Here is a 22,880-nt window from a genome sequence, read left to right on the forward strand (position 1 = left end):
GCACTAGTGTGTCGATGATGATGTTTTTCGATTTATATATTTTTCTGATTTTAATGTCAAAAAAAGGGCCGCATCTGCAGCCCTTATATATGGTGCTAAGTTTTATCTTAATCCCAGCTCAACGCCCCACCAGTCTGATACTCAATAACCCGCGTCTCAAAGAAGTTCTTCTCTTTCTTCAAGTCCATAATCTCGCTCATCCACGGGAACGGGTTAGTCGTCCCCGGATACTCTTCCTTCAAACCAATCTGGCTCAAACGACGGTTAGCGATGAACTTCAGATAGTCCTCCATCATCGCCGCATTCATGCCCAACACGCCGCGAGGCATGGTGTCACGAGCGTATTCAATCTCCAGCTGAGTACCTTGCAGAATCATCTGCGAAGCTTCTTCCTTCATCTCAGCATCCCACAAGTGCGGGTTTTCGATTTTGATCTGGTTGATCACGTCGATGCCGAAGTTCAGGTGCATGGATTCGTCGCGCAGGATGTACTGGAACTGCTCGGCGACGCCGGTCATTTTGTTGCGGCGGCCCATGGAGAGGATTTGGGTGAAGCCGCAGTAGAAGAAGATGCCTTCCAGAACGCAGTAGTAGGCGATCAGGTTGCGCAGCAACTCTTTGTCGGTTTCGACGGTGCCGGTTTCGAACTTCGGATCGGAGATCGAACGGGTGTATTTCAGGCCCCAGGTGGCTTTTTTCGCGACCGATGGGATCTCGTGGTACATGTTGAAGATCTCGCCTTCATCCATGGCCAACGATTCGATGCAGTACTGGTAGGCGTGGGTGTGGATCGCCTCTTCGAAGGCCTGGCGCAGGATGTACTGGCGGCATTCCGGGTTGGTGATCAGGCGGTACACGGCCAGGACCAGGTTGTTGGCAACCAGGGAGTCGGCGGTGGAGAAGAAGCCGAGGTTGCGCATCACGATGCGGCGCTCGTCGTCGGTCAGGCCTTCCGGGTCTTTCCAGAGGGCGATGTCGGCGGTCATGTTGACTTCTTGCGGCATCCAGTGGTTTGCGCAACCGTCCAGATACTTCTGCCAGGCCCAGTCGTACTTGAACGGTACGAGTTGGTTGAGGTCGGCGCGGCAGTTGATCATGCGCTTTTCGTCGACAGCAACGCGGGCGGAGGCGCCTTCGAGTTCGGCGAGGCCTTCGGCGACGTCGAGGGTGTCCAGGGCAGCTTTGGCACGGGCGATTGCGGCAGAGTCGGTCGCGGTAACGGCGCGAGCTTCTTGAGCGGCGACACCACCAGCGGTGTCGAGTCGGTCCATGTTGGCTTCAGTCGCGTGGCCGGCGTTGGCGCCTTTTACCACGGTCTCGCCGCTGTCTTCTTTGTCGAATTCGTCCCAGCTCAGCATGACGTGTCGTCTCCTGCGTGAGGGCCAGATTGCCCGTGTGAAAACTGATAGGTTGGTTTTTCACACGGCCTTACTGGCCGCTTTGGATCTAAAGGAATGTTGCTTGCAGTAGTAAAACTTATACGCACGCAAATGGATTCTGTACGGAGCAAGCCGACTAGTCGCGTTGTGGTAGGGCGGATTGCCTACCAGCCGCATGGGGCTTTGCTTACCGAGGGTTGAGGCCTGTAGAAGAATATTTTACGGCCAAATCAACGGCGGGGAGTATAGCTTTTGAACAGACTTCGGACCGCTTTTTTTTTCTATCAGATTGTCGCACCTGCAGGGAGGGGCGAGAGAGAAATGACGCGAGGCTAGCGTGTGCTAGGCCTGAAGGTAGGAGAGGCATTAAAAACGTATTTCGTCAGGTTGTTCCAACGGGAGATGACTAAGCCCGACCGAAGTCGGGCTGTGAGGTTGCGTTCAGTTTTCAGCTGAAGCGAGCTGCGCCTACGCGGTCAGAACCATCAGAAGCGACTTTGGCTGCGCCGGTGTGATCGAAGCCGTCAGCGGCGACCTTGGCTGCGCCAGTATGATCGAAGCCATTAGCAGCAACCTTGGCTGCGCCAGTATGATCGAAGCCATTAGCAGCAACCTTGGCAGCGCCAGTTCGATCGAAGCCATCGGAAGCGAAAGACGCCGAACCAGTGTGGTCGTAACCGTCAGAAGCGACAGCCGCTTCAGTGGTGAAAGCAGACGAGCCAGTGCGGTCGTAGCCATCGGCGGCGAAGGTGTTAGCGGCCAGGACGGAAAGGGTCAGGGCGAGGATCAGTTTGGTTTTCATGGTAGTGGCTCCAGGTTCGTTGGCGTTTTGTGCCTTGGGTGTGGAATTCATCCTACGCCAACTATTTTGATTAAAAAGCGCAAATAAACGCTTAAAGCAATCGTGTTTGTCGATATAAGGCCCGGCGCTTCATCTATCTTTAAAAAGGATGGGTCGAGCCTTGGGAGATAGAAGGGGGCGGATCAGCCGTTAGAGCAGCCGTTACCCATGACGCTGTAGCGCAGAATGTGTCGCTGACCCTTGGAATCGTCGTATTCCATTTTTGCTGGAACCACTTCGCAGACGTTCGGGATTTCGCTCATCGATATAACTTTGGCGATGTCCAGGTGAGTGGAGTAGGTGTATTCCTCAATGACGGGTTGTTGCTGTGCGACATCAGTCGGGACCTCGTCTGCCATGGCGGTTGCGCACAGACTGCTGAGGGCCAGAACCAATAAAGCTTTCATTTCAAATTTACCTTTCTGAAGTCGAAGGGGGGCACGCAATCTTTTTGGGATTGCGTGTGGAGCTTTAATAAAGAGTCTTGGATTAACTGCCTTCGTGGGGGCTGCAACTTGGGTTAATCACCTTGCCGTGTTGGCGAGGCTGATTTTAGGCCTGGGGGCGACGTGCATATAGCCGTGCTTTTGATAAACACCTTTGGCAGATTTGGTAACAATCCCCGAGAACCCGCCCGTAACCACTGCGCAGAATCTGCCGAAGATGGCGATCTTTCGACTTTAAAAAACTGAAGATCAAAAGATCGCAGCTTTCGGCAGCTCCCACGGAGGCCCTGATAGCCGGATTTGAGCGCCTTGTCGCGGTATAGCCACATTTTGTAGGGGCTTGTTACTACCATCGTCGAATGGTTCTATAGGCCCGGCCCGGCTACAACTGGGGTCATACAAAAACAACTATTCCACCGAGGTAAGAAAGATGAGTGCGGCTTCTTTGTATCCCGTTCGTCCCGAGGTAGCAGCCAACACGCTGACTGACGAGGCCACCTATAAGGCCATGTACCAGCAGTCGGTCGTCAACCCGGACGGCTTCTGGCGTGAACAAGCCAAGCGCCTCGACTGGATCAAGCCTTTCACCACGGTGAAGCAGACGTCCTTCGATGATCACCATGTCGACATCAAATGGTTCGCCGACGGCACGCTGAACGTTTCCTACAACTGCCTCGACCGTCATCTGGCCGAGCGCGGCGATCAAATCGCGATTATTTGGGAAGGGGATGACCCTGCCGAAAGCCGCAACATCACCTACCGCGAGCTGCACGAACAAGTCTGCAAGTTCGCCAACGCCTTGCGCGGCCAGGATGTGCACCGCGGCGACGTGGTGACGATCTATATGCCGATGATCCCCGAAGCCGTGGTCGCCATGTTGGCCTGCACCCGGATCGGCGCGATTCACTCGGTAGTGTTCGGCGGTTTCTCGCCAGAAGCCCTGGCCGGTCGCATCATCGATTGCCGCTCGAAAGTGGTGATCACCGCTGACGAAGGTATTCGTGCCGGCAAGAAAATTCCGCTGAAGACCAACGTCGACGACGCGTTGACCAACCCGGAAACCAGCAGCATTCAGAAAGTCATCGTGTGCAAGCGCACCGGTGGCGACATCAAGTGGAACCAGCATCGCGACATCTGGTACGAAGACCTGATGAAAGTGGCGGGCAGTGTGTGCGCGCCGAAAGAGATGGGCGCCGAAGAAGCGCTGTTCATCCTTTATACCTCCGGTTCCACCGGCAAGCCGAAGGGCGTGCAGCACACCACCGGCGGTTACCTGCTGTATGCGGCGATGACTCACGAGCGCGTGTTCGACTACCGTCCGGGCGAAATCTACTGGTGCACCGCCGACGTCGGCTGGGTCACCGGCCACACTTATATCGTCTACGGCCCGTTGGCCAATGGCGCGACCACGCTGCTGTTCGAAGGCGTGCCGAACTATCCGGACATCACCCGGGTGGCGAAGATCGTCGACAAGCACAAGGTCAACATCCTCTACACCGCGCCTACCGCGATTCGCGCGATGATGGCCTCGGGCACTGCCGCTGTAGAAGGCGCCGATGGCAGCAGCCTGCGTCTGTTGGGTTCGGTCGGTGAGCCGATTAACCCGGAAGCGTGGGATTGGTACTACAAGAATGTCGGCCAATCCCGTTGCCCGATCGTCGATACCTGGTGGCAGACCGAAACCGGCGCGACCCTGATGAGCCCGTTGCCGGGCGCTCACGCACTGAAACCTGGCTCTGCGGCACGTCCATTCTTCGGCGTGGTGCCGGCGCTGGTGGACAATTTGGGCAACATCATCGAAGGCGTTGCCGAGGGCAACCTGGTGATTCTCGATTCGTGGCCAGGCCAGGCGCGCACGCTGTATCGCGACCATGACCGCTTCGTCGACACTTACTTCAAGACCTTCCGTGGCATGTACTTCACCGGTGACGGTGCGCGTCGTGACGCAGACGGTTACTACTGGATCACCGGTCGCGTGGATGACGTGCTTAACGTTTCCGGGCACCGCATGGGCACTGCCGAGATCGAAAGTGCGATGGTCGCTCACCCGAAAGTCGCCGAAGCGGCGGTGGTGGGTGTGCCGCACGACATCAAGGGGCAGGGCATTTATGTCTACGTCACCCTGAATGCTGGCGAAGAGACGAGCGAGCAATTGCGTCTGGAACTGAAAAACTGGGTGCGTAAAGAGATCGGCCCGATTGCTTCACCGGATGTGATTCAGTGGGCGCCGGGGCTGCCGAAAACCCGTTCGGGCAAGATCATGCGCCGGATTCTGCGCAAGATTGCTACGGCCGAATACGATGGGTTGGGGGATATTTCGACTCTGGCGGATCCGGGTGTGGTGCAGCATTTGATTGATACGCACAAGACCATGAACGTCGCTTAACAGCGGTTCTTGAGTCATCGAAGCCCCGCCAGGTGTTGAGCCTGGTGGGGTTTTTTATTGGCTGATGGTTCGGTGTTGGCCGTTCGGGCCTCATCGCGGGCAAGCCCGCTCCCACAGGTTTTCGGGAGGTGGTTCAGATTGTGTGCACGCCACAAATCCTTGTGGGAGCGGGCTTGCCCGCGATGGCAGCTTGTCAGGCACTACATAAACAACGCCCAATAATTATCGATGTCCGCCGTAGGCTATTTCCCACTGTTACCCATCACCCTTCAAGTAACTGAATGTGTAACCTCACGCCCGGCAACGAGGCATAGGGAAACGCAAAGCCCCGTTTCAGGGCCTCTCAACCCGGCAGGAAAAATAAGACACTACGCTGCGCTTGCCGGATTAGAAGGGTTTGCCAATAATAGGCCCGCAATTTGCAATATAGATCGGTTCACTGTCTTTTGCTCTTGCATGAAATTGCAAGGCTGTCAACGTGCTCAAGTGGCTTTCTCGGTGCATCTGTAATTTGTTGTCGCATTGAAGAAATATCGGCTTCGGGCCTGTCGTTAGAATGCCGATCACTCGCTCGTCGTTGCCTGCGTTGAAATCAATGTTGAAATCAATGTTGAAATCAGCCCGCGGTTCCCAGGACGCAGCACTGCTTCGCTGTTTAACCCATTCGCATATTGGGCTGTCGCTCACTCTGCCGTTTTTGCCCTTTACCGATGGAGTCCCAAGATGAAGAAACTTGTGCTGCTTGGCGCCCTGGCACTGTCCGTGCTGTCCCTGCCGACCTTCGCCGATGATAAGCCCGTAAAAATCGGTATCGAAGCGGCTTACCCTCCGTTCGCCTCCAAGGCGCCGGACGGCAGCATCGTGGGTTTTGACTACGACATCGGCAACGCACTGTGCGAAGAGATGAAGGTCAAGTGCGTGTGGGTCGAGCAAGAATTCGACGGCCTGATCCCGGCACTCAAAGTGCGCAAGATCGACGCGATCCTGTCGTCCATGTCGATCACTGAAGACCGCAAGAAGTCCGTGGACTTCACCAACAAGTACTACAACACCCCAGCTCGCCTGGTCATGAAGGCCGGCACTCAGGTCAGCGAAAACCTGGCTGAGTTGAAGGGCAAGAACATCGGTGTGCAACGTGGTTCGATCCATGAGCGTTTCGCCCGTGAAGTCCTGGCCCCGCTGGGTGCCGAGATCAAGCCTTACGGCTCGCAGAACGAAATCTACCTCGACGTGGCCGCCGGTCGCCTGGACGGCACCGTGGCAGACGCGACCTTGCTGGATGACGGTTTCCTGAAAACCGACGCCGGCAAAGGTTTCGCCTTCGTGGGCCCGGCCTTCACCGACGAGAAGTACTTCGGCGACGGCATCGGCATCGCAGTGCGCAAAGGCGACGCCTTGAAAGACAAGATCAACTCCGCGATCACTGCCATTCGTGCAAGCGGCAAGTACAAGCAAATCCAGGACAAATACTTCGCCTTCGATATCTACGGCAAGTAATACGTCCCCGCGACAAGTCCGAAATGGCGCAAGCAACAGGATCTCTGAGGTTTGCGCCATTTTTTCATCCCAACTTTCGAGGACCTGAATCATGTTGAAAGGCTACGGGGCTGTCATCCTCGATGGCGCATGGCTGACGCTTCAGCTCGCCTTGTCGTCCATGGCCCTGGCCATCGTTCTGGGGCTGATCGGCGTTGCGTTGCGTCTGTCGCCGGTGCGCTGGTTGGCCTGGCTGGGCGATCTGTACTCCACGGTGATCCGCGGTATTCCCGATCTGGTGCTGATTCTGCTGATTTTCTACGGCGGCCAGGACCTGCTCAACCGCGTCGCGCCGATGCTCGGTTATGACGACTACATCGACCTGAACCCGTTGGCCGCCGGTATCGGCACCCTGGGCTTTATCTTCGGTGCGTACCTGTCGGAAACCTTCCGTGGTGCCTTCATGGCAATCCCGAAAGGGCAGGCAGAAGCCGGCATGGCGTACGGCATGAGCAGTTTTCAGGTGTTCTTCCGGGTGTTGGTGCCGCAGATGATTCGTCTGGCGATTCCGGGCTTCACCAACAACTGGCTGGTATTGACCAAGGCGACCGCGCTGATTTCGGTGGTCGGTCTGCAAGACATGATGTTCAAGGCCAAGCAGGCGGCAGACGCTACCCGCGAACCTTTCACCTTCTTCCTCGCAGTGGCGGCGATGTACCTGGTGATTACCAGTGTCTCGTTGCTGGCATTGCGTCACCTTGAGAAGCGCTACTCGGTAGGCGTAAGGGCGGCTGATCTATGATCTTCGACTACAACGTCATTTGGGAGGCCTTGCCGCTGTACTTCGGCGGCCTGGTGACCACCCTCAAACTGCTCGCGCTGTCGCTGTTCTTCGGTTTGCTGGCGGCGCTGCCGCTGGGGCTGATGCGCGTTTCCAAGAATGCAGTCGTCAACATGAGTGCCTGGCTGTTCACCTACGTGATCCGCGGCACGCCGATGCTGGTGCAGCTGTTTTTGATCTACTACGGTCTGGCGCAATTCGAAGCGGTGCGTGAAAGCTTCCTCTGGCCATGGCTGTCCAGCGCCACGTTCTGTGCATGCCTGGCGTTCGCCATCAACACCAGCGCCTACACTGCCGAAATCATCGCCGGCAGCCTGCGCGCCACGCCGAACGGCGAGATCGAAGCGGCCAAGGCCATGGGCATGTCGCGCTTCAAAATGTACAAGCGGATCCTGCTGCCGTCGGCCCTGCGCCGGGCACTGCCGCAATACAGCAACGAAGTGATCATGATGCTGCAGACCACCAGTCTGGCGTCCATCGTGACCCTGATCGACATCACCGGTGCCGCGCGCACGGTCAACGCGCAGTTCTACTTGCCGTTCGAAGCCTACATCACCGCCGGCGTGTTCTACCTGTGCCTGACGTTCATTCTGGTGCGCCTGTTCAAAATGGCCGAGCACCGCTGGCTGGGCTATTTGGCCCCGCGGAAGCACTGATATGGAACGCATCGATCATGCATTGCCGTGGAGCCACCTGGGCAGCGAACGCCGGATTTCGGTGTTCCGCTTCGGTGCTGGCGAGCGCAAGGCCTACATCCAGGCCAGCCTGCACGCCGATGAACTGCCGGGAATGCGCACCGCTTGGGAGCTGAAAAAGCGCCTGACCGAACTCGAAGCCCAAGGCTTGCTGAACGGTGTGATCGAACTGGTGCCGGTGGCCAACCCACTGGGCCTGGGTCAATTGCTTCAGGGTAACCATCAAGGGCGTTTCGAAGCCGGCAGCGGCAAGAACTTCAATCGGGATTTCGTCGAGCTGAGCGAGCCCGTGGCCGCTGAGCTGCAAGGGCATCTGGGTGACGATCCTCACGCCAATATCCGTTTGATCCGTGAAACCATGAGCGACGTGCTGGCTGCCTTGCCGCCTGCCGAGAGTCAGTTGCAAGGCATGCAGCGCATTCTGCTCAGCCATGCCTGCAGCGCCGACGTGGTGCTGGATTTGCACTGCGATTGCGAAGCGGCGCTGCACATGTATGCCTTGCCGCAACACTGGCCGCACTGGCGTTCCCTGGCTGCACACTTGAACGTCAAGGTCGGTCTGCTGGCGGAAGATTCTGGCGGCAGCTCCTTTGATGAAGCGTGCTCACTGCCATGGCTGCGTCTGTCGCGTCTGTTTCCGGATGCCCGGATTCCACTGGCGTGCCTGGCGACGACCATCGAGTTGGGTGGCCAATCCGATACCGGTCGCCCAGAGGCGGAGGCTCACGCCGAAGGCATTCTGGCATTCCTCGCTGAACAAGGCTTGATCAGCGGCGAATGGCCAAAACCTGCGCAAGATGCTTGTGAAGGCATGCCGTTCGAAGGCACCGAATTGCTGTTCGCGCCACATCCTGGCGTGGTGAGTTTTCTGCGTAAACCCGGAGAGTGGGTGGACGCGGGCGACGAGATTTTTGAAGTGATCGATCCGTTATCGGATCGGGTCAGCACGGTGTGTGCTGGTACGTCCGGGGTGCTGTTTGCCATTGAACGGCTGCGTTATGCCCAACCCGGTTTCTGGCTGGCCAAGGTGGCGGGGCGCGATGCGCTGCGTCACGGGCGCTTGCTCAACGACTGACTGACTGTTTTTGTGAGAACCGACCGCATGTACAAACTTGAAGTCCAAGACCTGCATAAACGCTATGGCAGTCACGAAGTGCTCAAGGGTGTGTCCCTGAAAGCGGCGGCTGGCGATGTGATCAGCATCATCGGCTCCAGTGGCTCCGGCAAAAGTACTTTCCTGCGCTGCATCAACCTGCTTGAGCAGCCGCACGCCGGCAAGATTCTGCTCAACAACGAAGAGCTGAAACTGGTCGCCAACAAGGACGGCGCGCTGAAAGCCGCCGACCCGAAACAGCTGCAACGCATGCGTTCGCGCCTGTCGATGGTGTTCCAGCATTTCAACCTGTGGTCGCACATGACCGCGATGGAAAACATCATGGAAGCGCCGGTCCACGTGCTCGGCATGTCCAAGACCGAAGCCCGCGAGAAGGCCGAGCACTACCTGAACAAGGTCGGTGTTGCTCATCGCAAAGACGCCTACCCTGGCCACATGTCGGGCGGCGAGCAGCAGCGTGTGGCGATTGCCCGTGCGCTGGCGATGGAGCCTGAGGTGATGTTGTTCGACGAACCGACCTCGGCCCTCGACCCTGAGTTGGTCGGTGACGTGCTGAAAGTCATGCAGGCCCTGGCACAGGAAGGCCGGACCATGGTGGTGGTGACGCACGAAATGGGCTTTGCCCGTGAAGTGTCGAACCAGCTGGTTTTCCTGCACAAAGGGGTTGTTGAAGAAAGCGGCAACCCGCGCGAAGTGCTGGTCAATCCGCAGTCTGAACGTTTACAACAATTCCTCTCGGGCAGCTTGAAATAATCAGGGCTGCCGTTGCGCACAGGGATAGTGCATGCTTCGCAGCCTAGAGGCTGGCCTCGATCCCTGTGGGAGCTGGCTTGCCTGCGATGGCGGTGGGTCAGTTTGCATCTCTGGCACAGACACACCGCCATCGCAGGCAAGCCAGCTCCCACATCTAGATCTCTGCTGGTTTTGAGCTGTGTGTTTATTTACGGGCTAGCATTGGTCCGTGCCTTCATCGCTGTTTTCGCTTCGGATTGCTCGCCATGACTGCCCATCGAATTGGTTTCCTGATTTGGCCCAGCACTAAAGCTCTGACGCTTGCGCTGGCTGAGGAGGCCTTGCGTGTTGCCCAGCGTGTGCACCCGGACGTTGTTTACGAACTGTCGTTCTTGCAGGCCGAACCGCCGACCGAAGGCGCCTGGCAATTGCCGGGTGAGCCTTGGGCCGGCAAGCTGGAAAATTTCCAGAAACTGTTCCTGCTCGCCGACGAGCCACCGACCGCACTCGCGCCGGCGCTCAGCAGTGGGCTGAAGCAACTGGTGCGAGCCGGTTGTGTGATCGGCGGATTGTCGGCCGGTGTTTACCCGTTGGCGCAGTTGGGTTTGCTCGATGGTTACCGCGCTGCCGTGCATTGGCGCTGGCAGGACGATTTCGCCGAACGTTTCCCGAAGGTGATCGCCACCAGTCATCTGTTCGACTGGGATCGTGATCGCTTGACCGCGTGCGGCGGCATGTCGGTGCTCGATTTGCTTCTGGCGGTGCTGGCCCGTGACCACGGCGCTGAACTGGCCGGGGCGGTTTCAGAAGAACTGGTTGTCGAACGCATCCGTGAAGGCGGCGAGCGTCAACGCATTCCGTTGCAGAACCGCTTGGGCTCCAGTCATCCGAAGCTCACCCAAGCGGTGTTGCTGATGGAAGCCAACATCGAAGAGCCGCTGACCACCGACGAAATCGCCCAGCACGTGTGCGTATCGCGTCGGCAACTGGAGCGGATCTTCAAGCAATACCTCAACCGTGTGCCGAGCCAGTATTACCTGGAGCTGCGCCTGAACAAGGCCCGGCAAATGTTGATGCAAACCAGCAAGTCGATCATCCAGATCGGCCTGTCGTGTGGCTTCTCTTCGGGGCCGCATTTCTCCAGCGCCTACCGCAACTTCTTCGGCGCCACGCCGCGGGAAGATCGCAACCAGCGGCGCAGCAGCAGTCCGTTCGAGTTGTCGTCGGTGCCGTCGGAGCGTGGCTGATCAAGCCGTCATTTCCTTAGTCGACGTTTGCGTCACTCGTCGACCTCCGAATTGTCCGACGTTGAGATATCCATTTCACCTTGATCGATGACCTCTTGCACGCCGAAATCTACTTGTGTGCGTTCAAAGTAGTCGATCAGGCGTTGCAGGCTTTCTTCGGAAAACCGATTGCCTCTCAAGCTGATGTTTTCGGCGATTTCAAACGGCAGTTCCTGCACCTCGCTGGACACTTCGGTGATTGCGTTCTCGCTCAGGTCTACCCAATCCAGTTCCTCCAGCTGGAACAGGCCCCGGGGTATTTCAGCAATGCCGGTGTTATTCAGCAAAACGTTCGCCATGCTGCGCATCTGGCTCAGGTCCGGTGTTTGCCCCAAAGGGTTGGAGCTCAGATCGAGGTAGTCGAGCTGATCCATTCCACCCAGTGCGCTGGCCGATTCCGGTGACAGGCTGATGTTGCATTCAGGCAGTGACAACGACCGCAATTGACCCATCTTGAACACGGTATCGGGAATATTGCCCAGGTCGCAGGCACGGAGCCTGAGGCTTTTCAAATTGAAAAAGGATTTCAGGAACTGCCCGATGCGCGTCGCGCCCTCGGCGCTGTGCAACTCCAGGGCTGTCACATGGCTGAAGTCAGCGTTGAGGGTTGGCAGCTCGCCATTGATATAGGTTTCAAATCTCAGATCAAAGCTGGGTTCCAGCGCCTCATTTAAGTCGCCCAGTTCACTTTCGTGCCGCCAGCATTGCACCAGTGTCTGCCTGAACTGATCACGGCTCATGTGCTCGGCAAGCTGTTGTTGGGCATCGAACGGTTCGCCTGTCACCGGATGCAGGGGTGGAAGGTCGGCCGTCCATGCCGCCAGATCATTGATCAGTTGTTCCAGCTCCGCTTCCAGGCGTGTCAGTTCGTTGCGGCCGTCTTGCAATGTGCCCGGCAGTTCGTAGACAAACTCGCTGGCCTGTTCCGGTTCAAGGTTCGGGTACAGCGCCCTGACCCGGTCAATATCCACCGCAGGGGCCAGGACCCCCATATCGTATGCGGTATCGAAAAAGTGTTGCTTGATCAGTTGCCTGGCATTATCCGAGAGCGGGTTGCCCGTTAAATCAATGCTTCGCTTGGTGTACAGCGCACTCTCAAAGAGTTCAGGCGATAAATCACTGATCCGGTTGCCCTGTAGTTTGGCGGTGTCGAGTTTGGCGTGGCGAAGAATGCTGTCGGGAATGTTGTTCAGGCCGGTATGGCTCAAGTCCAGATGAACCAGCTCAGGCATCGTTTCAAACCCGGGCACCCGCGAGAACGGATTTCTCTGCAAGTCCAGCACGACCAGTTTGTTCAACGCACTCAGTTGCGACCAATTCCCGGCGTTGAATTCGATCCCGCAATCGCTGAGCACTAGCGCGTCAAGATTCGTCATTCGAGGAATCGCCTCGGGCAGCGTACCCAGAGAGAAGCCTTTCAATTCCAGGCGGCGCAAGCCATTGAAGCGTTGCACAAATCCGGCAACACCCTGCATGGCATGACTGCCTTCAAGTGACAGCAATGAGACATGCGGGAAGTCGGCGGACAAGGTTGGCAGTTCGCCGAGTATGGGGTGGGAAAGTTTCAGCACATAGCGAGCGGTGTTGTCGGGGGTATCGAAATCCCTTTCTGTCTGGCGACGCCAGCTGCGCTGAATCTCCTGGGCCAGCAGGCGTCGATTGTGATTCTCCACGCGAATCTCCAGCGCACTGAGCGCAGCTCGCGTTTCGGGGTGGACGGTAGGCGTGTTATTGACCCAGGCGCTCAGGTCTTGATGCAGTTGCGCAAGTTCGTTGGACAGGCGCGAGAGTTCCGCGCGAGGTCCCTCGGGATGTCGCTGCAGTTGCAGGACCAAAGCCTGATGCTCGTCATCCGCAAGGCTGGGGTAGACCTCGCGAACTCTGTCGTTGAGGCTGGCGGTCGCGCCGAGGTTGTGTCGGTAACCCTCCGTGCCGCCCGGCAGGCGCATGGTCGTCGGGTCGTAGAAGGGTTTTCGCTGCGGGTATTTCGCGAACAGCGCGCGCAGCTTCGGATGATCCAGCGTGTGTTCGGCGATGCGCTGTTTGAGTGACGGCCCGTCGCCAAGCGAAAGCTTCAGCCCTTTGCGTTGCGTATCCGGCAGGGCCCGCAGGAGGGCGTCGTAGAAATCACGGGTCTGTTCGCTGTTTCCTTCGACCCGATAGGTTCCCTCATCGCTGCGCACTATTGTTCTGAGGAGCGGCGCGTCGGTTTTGCCAATGCTGTCGTGCAATGTCCCGTCAGCGGAATAATCCCTGATTTCAATTCGCAGGCTTTCCAGCCAGCCTGGCAGCGATTCGAGGCTATGCAGGGCCAGCCGATGAGTATCTGCGGTTGTCAGTGATTCGGAGTAAAGCCCCTCGTGGGCACGGGCGGCGCGAACCGCTTCCATGGCTTTTTGCGCTACGTCTTTCAAACGCTGGGGTACTCGACCGTTATGCAATTGAATCAGCTCGTTGCCTGCTGCGTTGTTTGCCAGCTCTTCTGCGATGTCTGTCGGCAGGCCCGGCATGTCGTCGATCAGTTGCCGCGCTGCCTGATCGTCGGTTTTTTCGAGTGCCCGATAGCGTAACTCGAACAGCGATAGACGGTAGTTGCGCGCCGTAGCTGCGGTTTGCTGGCGAAATTCAGGCGTTTGCGCTTCAAGTTCAGGCAGGGGAGTGGCAGCGGGCCAACCCTCAAACCGGATCAGCAGATCACGTTGCACGGCCGGATCGGCCTTCACGTATTGCTCCGGTTTTTCGCTGCCGATCTGCTCGATAAACGCCTGGATATCCCGATCGATCTTGAAGCGTTTGAGGCAGTCGGTCAGTAGCGAGGGCGGTGGCAGGTTGTCTTCGTGCATCTCGCGCAGCACGTTGTCGTGAAAGCCGCTGATACGCAGGACTTGCTCGCGTTCGGTGCTGGAAAGATATTCGACGCTAGGGCCGAGCCGGCGCAGGACGGTTTCCCGGTCCCAATTCAGCGGTTGTTCAAGTTCGGTGTGCCAGGCGCCATGGCCGTTATGCCGCAGCGACGGCTGATAAGCGTCGGAGCGGGTCGCATGCTGAATCCGGAATTGCCCCGTGTCTTTATTCAGTTCTACCGCATAGCGCCGGCCTTCGATCGGCAGCAGGGTTTTGCCCTGATACCGGGACAACCCGAGGCGGTCGGGTTTGGCCATTGTCGGTAAGTCGACGGATTGTTCGTAGGGCGTCAGGTCGGGTTTCCAGTAACGGGTTTTTCCATCGATTGTCTTGACCGGTGTGAGCTTGTCGAAAAACGCCTGTGCATCACGGGGCAGTAGAGGCTTGAGTTCGCCAAGGGCAATGACGCCGCCTGCTGCGAATGTTCCCAGCTGCACCGCCGATTCGACCAACCCGACAAGATGCCCGAACGCCTCGGTTTGCAGACCTTCGGCCCAGTCCACGAAACCTTCGAAGGTTTCGTCGAGTAACTGGTAAGCCATATAGGCCAGCGTCAGTTCACCGAGCAGCGGCACGAAGGGCAGGGCAACGAACGCTGCCACTTCAAGAATTGTCGTGGTGACTTTGCTCAAGGCATCCCACAACGCCCATCGCGCGTTTCGGTCGGCGCTGGCGGTGGACACGGCAATGGCACGCGCGTCATTGAGGATCTTGTTCAGTTGCTGTTGATAGAGGTGGGGCCACAGCCCGGTTCTGATCGGGCTCACTGCAAATCGCAAGTCGGGTTTATCGATGGGTGTGTTTCGCCAGCTGGGAAGCGGATCGCCGTGCCGGTGCTGCTGCCAGGTAACGGCGCTGAGTCGGCCGTTGAGGTCGGCAAAAAAATGCCCTCGTTCTTGATGATCGACGAATCGGCTGAAGAAAGTCTGGTAAGCGGGTGAGCGCAGTTTGCGAGTCAGCTCTGTCATGAATGCGCGAGCATCGGGGTACTGTTTGAGCGGGTGCTCCGGATCGTCGGGAATGTAGACAATGATCCGCGTTGCCTGCCGTGCGCGCTCAAGTTCGGGCGTGAAAATGACGATGCCGGTCAGCGGTGACGACATCATCGTCAGGGTGTGACAGGACAGCTGCCGGCCATCGAGCCCCACCTTTTGATCCCCATGCACAATGCAGAGGAGCGAACGATAAGCGTCGATTGGCAGATCTTCCCGGACGTGGGCCATTTGCAATGCGGATTTGAACGCGGTTTTGTGCGTCGTGATGATTTTCGATTTCAGCACCGAGCGTGCCACCGGATCGGTCAGCCCCAGATGGTCTGTGAGGTAGGCCTCGTACCGCGCGCCGATATCCAGTTCCCGACATAACCGGGTAAAGCTCTGGATAGAGAGTTGGCGTTTGATCGCCGGCAACGTATCGAACTGTCCTGAAGGTGAAGGTTCGGTGATGAATGTCGAGTCGGACTCATAAGCGTCGGCCTTTGTCTCCGAATCCTCAAAGTTGTGCAGGGCTGCATCGAGCAGCGATACCGTCCAGGTGCGCGCGGCTCCGGTCTTGATCGGGAACCAGGGGCTCGTCTGAGGAATGTACAGGCGCAGGAAGGTTGTCTTGACGTCCAGTTCGAGGCCGAAGCGGGTTTTCAGCGCATCACTCAAGAGCCGTTCGGCAAAGTCCCGGGCGTTCTGCAATTCATTGAACATCGTCTCCAGTCGATTGCGCTGGGTCCAGTGTTCCTCACTGGCTCTTTTCAGCGACAGATGTTGCTGGCGGGTTGTGCCATGCCAATCAGGAAATTTCAGCCGGGCGTTTTTCAGCGCGTTGCGCGTAACGGGTGAAGCTTTCATTACCCAGTCGGGCAGATTTTTGAACGCGTGGTGATAGTGCGCGTCCGGATGAGTGGCAAGCTCAAATGGGGGCTGATTCATGTGCGAGTCCCTTGGCGTTTGGATTGAGCCCAAGGAAAACAAAAGAAAGAGGGGGGTGTGCGGTACATATTTACCGCACCGCTCGCCAACCCTGCCTATAACCTGTGCTGTCGGTTTAAACTGCGCCTTTGCGACCCTATATGTCGCATTGCCGTAAACCCGGTCAAAACCTGTGTTTGCGCTATAAGAAGTTGTCGCTTGGCGGCAAGGCCGGGCTGAAAACTGTCCTTACAATCCCCTCATCGCTCGCCAGTTTCAGGCGAGTGTTCCTCTTCAGGAGACTCCGATGTCCGTTGAGCACGCTGCGGTAGAACGCGCCGATTTCGACCAGGTAATGGTTCCCAACTACGCGCCAGCCGCTTTCATTCCTGTGCGTGGTGCCGGTTCCCGTGTTTGGGACCAGTCTGGCCGCGAGCTGATCGACTTCGCCGGCGGGATTGCCGTTAACGTATTGGGCCATGCGCATCCGGCGCTGGTCGCTGCATTGACCGAGCAAGCGAACAAGCTGTGGCACGTATCCAACGTGTTCACCAATGAGCCGGCCTTGCGCCTGGCCCATAAGCTGGTCGACGCCACTTTTGCCGAGCGCGTGTTCTTCTGCAACTCCGGCGCCGAAGCCAACGAGGCCGCTTTCAAGCTGGCCCGTCGCGTGGCCCATGACCGTTTCGGTACCGAGAAGTACGAAATCGTTGCCGCGCTCAACAGCTTCCACGGCCGTACCCTGTTCACCGTGAACGTCGGTGGCCAGTCGAAGTACTCCGACGGCTTCGGTCCGAAGATCACTGGCATCACCCACGTGCCTTACAACGATCTGGCCGCGCTGAAAGCCGCTGTTTCCGACAAGACCTGCGCGGTGGTTCTGGAGCCGATCCAGGGCGAAGGCGGCGTGCTGCCGGCCGAGCTGTCTTACCTGCAAGGTGCTCGTGAACTGTGCGATGCGCACAACGCGCTGCTGGTTTTCGACGAAGTTCAGACAGGCATGGGCCGCAGCGGCAAGCTGTTCGCCTATCAGCATTACGGCGTGACCCCGGACATCCTGACCAGCGCCAAGAGCCTGGGCGGCGGTTTCCCGATTGCAGCGATGCTGACCACCGAAGACCTGGCCAAACACCTGGTCGTCGGCACCCACGGCACCACGTATGGCGGTAACCCGCTGGCGTGCGCTGTCGCTGAAGCGGTGATCGATGTGATCAACACGCCTGAAGTGCTGAACGGCGTCAATGCCAAGCACGACAAGTTCAAGACCCGTCTTGAGCAGATCGGCGAGAAGTACGGCCTCTTCACTGAAGTCCGCGGTCTGGGCCTGCTACTCGGTTGCGTGCTGAACGATGCCTGGAAAGGCAAGGCCAAGGACATCTTCAACGCCGCCGAGCGTGAAGGCCTGATGATTCTGCAAGCCGGCCCGGACGTGATTCGTTTCGCGCCAAGCCTGGTGGTTGAAGACGCCGATATCGATGCCGGTCTGGACCGTTTCGAGCGCGCCGCGGCGAAACTGACGCAAGCCTGATAGTCCCTTCGATGCCTGAACTGTTCAGGCGTCGAACCTGATTTTTTGTTCCAGGCTTGATCAACTGTGGGAGCGAGCCTGCTCGCGATGAGGGCCTGACAGCCAACATCCTGTTGCCTGACCGGGCGCAATCGCGAGCAGGCTCGCTCCCACAGTGTCTCAATGCTCGGCCTGGATTATTTTTCCTCTGTGAATTTTTTCGAGAAAGGAGTGACACCATGCTGGTGATGCGCCCCGCGCAAATGGCTGATCTGGGCGAGGTACAGCGTCTGGCTGCGGACAGCCCGATTGGTGTCACTTCCTTGCCGGATGACGTTGAACGCCTGAGCGACAAGATCGCGGCGAGCGAAGCCTCATTCGCCGCCGAAGTCAGCTTCAACGGTGAAGAGAGCTATTTCTTCGTCCTCGAAGACACGGCCACCGGCAAACTGGTCGGCTGTTCGGCCATCGTTGCTTCGGCCGGTTATTCCGAGCCGTTCTACAGCTTTCGTAACGAAACTTTCGTGCACGCCTCCCGCGAGCTGAAGATTCACAACAAGATCCACGTGCTCTCCCAGTGCCACGACCTGACCGGTAACAGCTTGCTGACCAGTTTCTACGTGAAGCCGGAATTGGTAGGTTCGCCTTGGGCGGAGCTCAATTCCCGTGGTCGCCTGCTGTTTGTGGCCAGCCATCCAGAGCGCTTTGCCGATTCGGTGGTCACCGAGATCGTCGGTTACAGCGACGAAAATGGCGACTCACCGTTCTGGGATGCCATCGGTCGCAACTTCTTCGACCTCAACTACGCCGCCGCCGAGCGTCTGTGTGGCTTGAAAAGCCGCACGTTCCTGGCCGAGTTGATGCCGCATTATCCGATCTACGTGCCCTTGCTGCCGGACTCCGCTCAAGAAGCGATGGGCCAGGTGCACCCACGGGCGCAGATCACTTTCGACATCCTGATGCGCGAAGGCTTCGAGACCGATCACTACATCGACATTTTCGACGGTGGCCCGACCCTGCATGCCCGCGTCTCGGGGATCCGTTCGATCGCCCAGAGCCGTGTAGTCCCGGTGAAAATCGGCGAGCCGGTCAAAGGTGCCGGTCGTCAATACCTGGTGGCCAACGCCCAGTTGCAGGATTACCGCGCCGTTTTGCTCGAGCTCGATTACGCGCCGGGCAAACCCGTGACCCTGGATCTTGAAGCGGCCGAAGCCTTGGGCGTCGGTGAAGGTGCCAGCGTGCGCCTGGTGGCGGTTTAACGCCTGCCGCTATGCCTAAAAGAATGAATGCTTAGTAAAGCAGCGAGTTTCACGGGTGGCGCAAGCGGCCCGTTTGAGGAGATAGCATGATCGTTCGTCCCGTACGCAGCAGCGATTTACCCGCTCTGATCGACCTGGCCCGCAGCACCGGCACCGGCCTGACCACCTTGCCGGCCAACGAAGAGCGTCTGGCCCATCGGGTCGGCTGGGCCGAGAAGACCTTCCGTGGCGACGCCGGGCGCGGTGATGCGGACTACCTGTTCGTGCTCGAAGACGACAACGGCCGCGTGGTGGGCATTTCCGCCATCGCCGGCGCCGTTGGCCTGCGTGAGCCCTGGTACAACTTCCGCGTCGGTCTGACCGTCAGCGCCTCGCAAGAGCTGAATATCTACCGCGAGATTCCGACGCTGTTCCTGGCCAATGACCTGACCGGCAATTCCGAGTTGTGCTCGTTGTTCCTGCACGCCGATTTTCGCACTGGCCTCAACGGTCGCATGCTGGCCAAGGCGCGGATGCTGTTCATCGCCGAGTTTCCGCAACTGTTTGGCAACAAGATCATCGCCGAAATGCGCGGTGTGTCCGATGAGGCCGGGCGTTCGCCGTTCTGGGAAAGCCTGGGTCGGCACTTCTTCAAGATGGAGTTCAGCCAGGCCGATTACCTCACCGGTGTGGGCAACAAGGCGTTCATCGCCGAACTGATGCCGAAATTCCCGCTGTACACCTGTTTCCTGTCGCCAGACGCGCGCAACGTGATCGGCCAGGTTCACCCGGACACCGAGCCGGCGCTGTCGATGCTCAAGAGCGAAGGTTTCAGCTACCAAGGCTACGTCGACATTTTCGATGCCGGTCCTGCGGTGGAATGCGAAACCACCAAGATCCGCGCAGTGCGTGACAGCCAGGCGCTGGTGCTGGCCATTGGCACCCCGGGTGACGACGCCACGCCGTTCCTGATTCATAACCGCAAGCGCGAAGACTGCCGGATCACTGCCGCGCCAGCACGCTTCGCCGCCGGCACTTTGGTGGTCGATCCGCTGACCGCCAAACGTCTTCAACTCAACGTCGGCGATCAAGTGCGCGCCGTTCCGTTGTCCGCTGCTCGGGAGTCGAAATAATGAATTCGCTATACATCGCCGGTGAATGGCTGGCCGGTCAGGGTGAAAGCTTTCAATCGGTAAACCCGGTGACCCAGCAAGTGCTGTGGGCTGGTGAAGGCGCCACGACCGGTCAGGTCGAGTCGGCTGTGCAAGCTGCGCGTCAAGCGTTCCCGGGCTGGGCTCGCCGTACCCTGGAAGAACGCATCAGCGTGCTGGAAGCCTTTGCCGCCGCGCTGAAGAATCATGCTGACGAACTGGCTCGCACCATCGGTGAAGAAACCGGTAAACCCCTGTGGGAAGCGGCGACTGAAGTCACCAGCATGGTCAACAAGATTGCCATCTCGGTGCAGAGCTACCGCGAACGTACCGGCGAGAAGAGCGGCCCGCTGGGCGACGCCACGGCGGTGTTGCGCCACAAGCCACACGGTGTGGTGGCGGTGTTTGGTCCTTACAACTTCCCCGGCCATTTGCCGAACGGGCACATCGTGCCGGCGCTGCTGGCCGGTAACAGTGTGCTGTTCAAGCCGAGTGAGCTGACCCCGAAAGTTGCCGAGCTGACGGTCAAGTGCTGGATCGAAGCGGGTCTGCCGGCCGGTGTGCTGAACTTGCTGCAAGGCGCTCGTGAAACCGGTATTGCCCTGGCGGCGAACCCGGGCATCGACGGTCTGTTCTTCACCGGTTCCAGCCGTACCGGCAATCACCTGCACCAGCAGTTTGCCGGTCGTCCGGACAAGATCCTCGCGCTGGAAATGGGCGGCAACAATCCATTGGTGGTGGATCAGGTCGCGGACCTCGATGCCGCCGTTTACACCATCATTCAGTCGGCATTCATTTCTGCCGGTCAGCGTTGCACCTGTGCCCGTCGCTTGCTGGTCCCGCAAGGCGCTTGGGGCGATACGCTGCTGGCGCGTCTGGTAGCGGTCAGCTCGACGATTGAAGTCGGTGCGTTCGATCAGCAACCGGCGCCATTCATGGGCTCGGTGATTTCCCTCGGCGCTGCGAAAGCGCTGATGGATGCGCAAGAACATCTGCTGGCCAACGGCGCGGTGGCGCTTTTGGAAATGACTCAGCCCCAGGCTCAGGCAGCCTTGCTGACCCCTGGCATTCTGGACGTGACGGCGGTTGCCAATCGCCCGGACGAAGAGCTGTTCGGTCCGCTGCTGCAAGTGATCCGCTACGCTGATTTTGAAGCGGCGATCGCTGAAGCCAACGACACCGACTATGGCCTGGCGGCCGGTCTGCTGTCGGATTCCGAAGCGCGTTATCAGCAGTTCTGGCTGGAAAGCCGCGCCGGTATCGTCAACTGGAACAAGCAGCTGACCGGTGCGGCAAGCAGCGCGCCATTCGGCGGTGTCGGCGCCTCGGGTAACCATCGCGCCAGCGCCTACTACGCCGCAGATTACTGCGCGTACCCGGTGGCCTCGCTGGAAACCCCGAGCCTGGTCATGCCAGCTGCTCTGACACCAGGCGTGACGATGGCGTGATGCCCAATCGCGGGCAAGCCCGCTCCCACAGTGTTTGCGGCGAACACAAAATCTGTGAACGCCGCTAGGCCTGTGGGAGCCGGGCTTGCCCGCGATGGCCGCGACCCGGTCGCACTGAACAGTTAGTTACTGATGCCTATAACAACAGATTCTCGTGGAGCCTCGCTGATGAAATCCTATGAAGTCAATTTTGACGGTCTAGTGGGGCCGACCCATAACTACGGCGGCCTGTCCTACGGCAACGTCGCGTCCCAGAGCAACAGCCAGCAGTCTTCGAACCCGAAGGAAGCCGCGCTGCAAGGCCTGGCGAAGATGAAAGCGCTGATGGAAATGGGCTTTCAACAAGGCGTTTTGGCGCCACAAGAACGTCCGGACGTAGCCGCACTGCGCCGCTTGGGTTTCAGCGGTACCGATGCTCAGGTGATCGAGCGCGCCGCCAAGGAGGCCATGCCGCTGCTGGTTGCCAGTTGCTCGGCGTCAAGCATGTGGGTGGCCAACGCCGCCACGGTCAGCCCGAGCGCTGACACCGCGGATGGCCGCGTGCATTTCACCGCCGCCAACCTGAACTGCAAATACCACCGCAGCATCGAACACCCGACCACCAGTCGCGTACTGGGGGCGATGTTCGCCGATCAGAAGCACTTTGCTCACCACGCCGCTTTGCCGGCCGTGGCGCAGTTTGGTGACGAGGGCGCGGCCAACCACACCCGTTTCTGCCGTGAATACGGTGAAGCTGGCGTCGAGTTTTTCGTGTTCGGTCGCAGCGCGTTCGACACCCGTTACCCGAATCCGCAGAAGTACCCGGCACGCCAGACTCTCGAAGCGTCCCAGGCCGTCGCGCGTCTGCACGGTCTGAGCGATGACGGCGTGGTCTATGCCCAGCAGAACCCTTCGGTGATCGATCAGGGTGTGTTTCACAACGACGTGATCGCAGTGGGTAATGGCGAGGTGCTGTTCTATCACGAGGACGCCTTCCTCGACACCGAGAAGATGCTCGCTGAACTGCACGGCAAACTCGCCAAGGTCGGTGGGAAATTTCAGTCGATCTGCGTACCGCGTTCCGCGGTCACCGTAGAAGACGCTGTTCGTTCCTACCTGTTCAATAGCCAGCTGCTGTCGCGTCCTGACGGCTCCATGCTATTGATCGTGCCGGAAGAATGCCGTGGCAACGAGCGTGTCTGGCAGTACCTGCAAGGCCTGACCAGCTCTGGCGGCCTGATCCGCGAAGTAAAAGTTTTCGATCTCAAGCAGAGCATGCAGAACGGCGGTGGCCCGGCTTGCCTGCGGTTACGCGTCGCACTTAACGAAACCGAACTGGCGGCCGTCAACCAAGGGGTTATCATGACGGCACCGTTGTACGGCACATTGACCGAATGGGTCGACAAGCACTACCGCGACCGCATGACCGAAAACGATCTCGCGGACCCGCAATTGCTGCTTGAGTGCCGGACGGCACTGGATGAACTGACGCAAATCCTTAAACTGGGCGCGGTTTATCCATTCCAGATCAATTGAAAGTCGGCGCATGAATTGAA

The 22,880-nt window shown here is 58.5% G+C and carries 16 protein-coding genes; 12 read left to right on the forward strand and 4 right to left on the reverse strand.

Annotated features, from left to right (window positions below):
- Positions 1 to 107: 107 nt before the first annotated feature.
- The 3 genes from ACZ3HH_RS17515 to ACZ3HH_RS17525 all read right to left on the reverse strand — a co-directional run bounded on the left by ACZ3HH_RS17515 (position 108) and on the right by ACZ3HH_RS17525 (position 2,627).
- The gene (locus tag ACZ3HH_RS17515; protein WP_007905373.1) at positions 108 to 1,358 is read right to left on the reverse strand and encodes a ribonucleotide-diphosphate reductase subunit beta; all 1,251 of its coding nucleotides are present in this window, start codon (positions 1,356 to 1,358) and stop codon (positions 108 to 110) included.
- 469 nt (positions 1,359 to 1,827) lie between these two features.
- Positions 1,828 to 2,181, reverse strand: a complete 354-nt coding sequence (locus tag ACZ3HH_RS17520; protein WP_465806254.1) for a hypothetical protein — start codon at positions 2,179 to 2,181, stop codon at positions 1,828 to 1,830.
- A gap of 182 nt (positions 2,182 to 2,363) precedes the next feature.
- On the reverse strand, positions 2,364 to 2,627 hold the full coding sequence (locus ACZ3HH_RS17525; protein WP_465806256.1) for a DUF2790 domain-containing protein: 264 nt from the start codon (positions 2,625 to 2,627) through the stop codon (positions 2,364 to 2,366).
- A 469-nt stretch (positions 2,628 to 3,096) separates the two neighbouring features.
- Between ACZ3HH_RS17525 and acs the strand changes: the two genes are divergently transcribed.
- From acs to argR, 7 genes are all read left to right on the forward strand, one after another.
- A complete protein-coding gene (acs, locus tag ACZ3HH_RS17530; RefSeq protein WP_465806258.1) occupies positions 3,097 to 5,052 on the forward strand; it encodes an acetate--CoA ligase in 1,956 nt (651 codons plus the stop codon).
- A gap of 723 nt (positions 5,053 to 5,775) precedes the next feature.
- Positions 5,776 to 6,549: an ABC transporter substrate-binding protein gene (locus tag ACZ3HH_RS17535; protein ID WP_030131768.1), complete on the forward strand. Its 774-nt coding sequence runs from the start codon at positions 5,776 to 5,778 to the stop codon at positions 6,547 to 6,549.
- 91 nt (positions 6,550 to 6,640) lie between these two features.
- Entirely contained in the window at positions 6,641 to 7,330 is a 690-nt protein-coding gene (locus tag ACZ3HH_RS17540; protein ID WP_007951063.1) for an ABC transporter permease, read from the forward strand.
- Positions 7,327 to 8,025: an ABC transporter permease gene (locus ACZ3HH_RS17545; protein WP_038979418.1), complete on the forward strand. Its 699-nt coding sequence runs from the start codon at positions 7,327 to 7,329 to the stop codon at positions 8,023 to 8,025. Before ACZ3HH_RS17540 ends, ACZ3HH_RS17545 begins: the two co-directional genes overlap by 4 nt.
- 1 nt (position 8,026) lies before the next feature.
- Positions 8,027 to 9,139, forward strand: a complete 1,113-nt coding sequence (locus tag ACZ3HH_RS17550) for a M14 family metallopeptidase (RefSeq protein WP_465806262.1) — start codon at positions 8,027 to 8,029, stop codon at positions 9,137 to 9,139.
- 27 nt (positions 9,140 to 9,166) lie between these two features.
- On the forward strand, positions 9,167 to 9,931 hold the full coding sequence (locus ACZ3HH_RS17555; RefSeq protein WP_007904680.1) for an ABC transporter ATP-binding protein: 765 nt from the start codon (positions 9,167 to 9,169) through the stop codon (positions 9,929 to 9,931).
- 245 nt (positions 9,932 to 10,176) lie between these two features.
- On the forward strand, positions 10,177 to 11,157 hold the full coding sequence (argR, locus tag ACZ3HH_RS17560) for a transcriptional regulator ArgR (RefSeq protein ID WP_465806264.1): 981 nt from the start codon (positions 10,177 to 10,179) through the stop codon (positions 11,155 to 11,157).
- 32 nt (positions 11,158 to 11,189) lie between these two features.
- Here the strand turns inward: argR and ACZ3HH_RS17565 are convergent, their stop codons facing one another.
- Complete coding sequence (locus ACZ3HH_RS17565) at positions 11,190 to 16,022, reverse strand: dermonecrotic toxin domain-containing protein (protein WP_465806266.1); 4,833 nt, start codon at positions 16,020 to 16,022, stop codon at positions 11,190 to 11,192.
- A gap of 286 nt (positions 16,023 to 16,308) precedes the next feature.
- Here ACZ3HH_RS17565 and ACZ3HH_RS17570 point away from each other — a divergent pair, with 286 nt between their 5' ends.
- The 5 genes from ACZ3HH_RS17570 (at position 16,309) to astB (ending at position 22,860) form a co-directional block, all read left to right on the forward strand.
- Positions 16,309 to 17,529, forward strand: a complete 1,221-nt coding sequence (locus ACZ3HH_RS17570; RefSeq protein ID WP_038979422.1) for an aspartate aminotransferase family protein — start codon at positions 16,309 to 16,311, stop codon at positions 17,527 to 17,529.
- A gap of 218 nt (positions 17,530 to 17,747) precedes the next feature.
- Positions 17,748 to 18,767, forward strand: coding sequence for an arginine/ornithine succinyltransferase subunit alpha (aruF, locus tag ACZ3HH_RS17575; protein WP_007904685.1), 1,020 nt, complete (start codon positions 17,748 to 17,750; stop codon positions 18,765 to 18,767).
- An 86-nt stretch (positions 18,768 to 18,853) separates the two neighbouring features.
- Positions 18,854 to 19,879 carry an arginine N-succinyltransferase gene (astA, locus tag ACZ3HH_RS17580; RefSeq protein WP_465806269.1) on the forward strand — a complete coding sequence of 342 codons (1,026 nt, stop codon included), beginning with the start codon at positions 18,854 to 18,856 and terminating at the stop codon, positions 19,877 to 19,879.
- A complete protein-coding gene (gene astD, locus ACZ3HH_RS17585) occupies positions 19,876 to 21,345 on the forward strand; it encodes a succinylglutamate-semialdehyde dehydrogenase (protein WP_465806525.1) in 1,470 nt (489 codons plus the stop codon). The genes astA and astD overlap by 4 nt, the downstream gene beginning before the upstream one ends.
- 168 nt (positions 21,346 to 21,513) lie before the next feature.
- Positions 21,514 to 22,860, forward strand: a complete 1,347-nt coding sequence (astB, locus tag ACZ3HH_RS17590; protein WP_465806271.1) for an N-succinylarginine dihydrolase — start codon at positions 21,514 to 21,516, stop codon at positions 22,858 to 22,860.
- Positions 22,861 to 22,880 lie beyond the last annotated feature (20 nt).

The organism is Pseudomonas sp. PME37.24/025 (genome assembly GCF_055556615.1).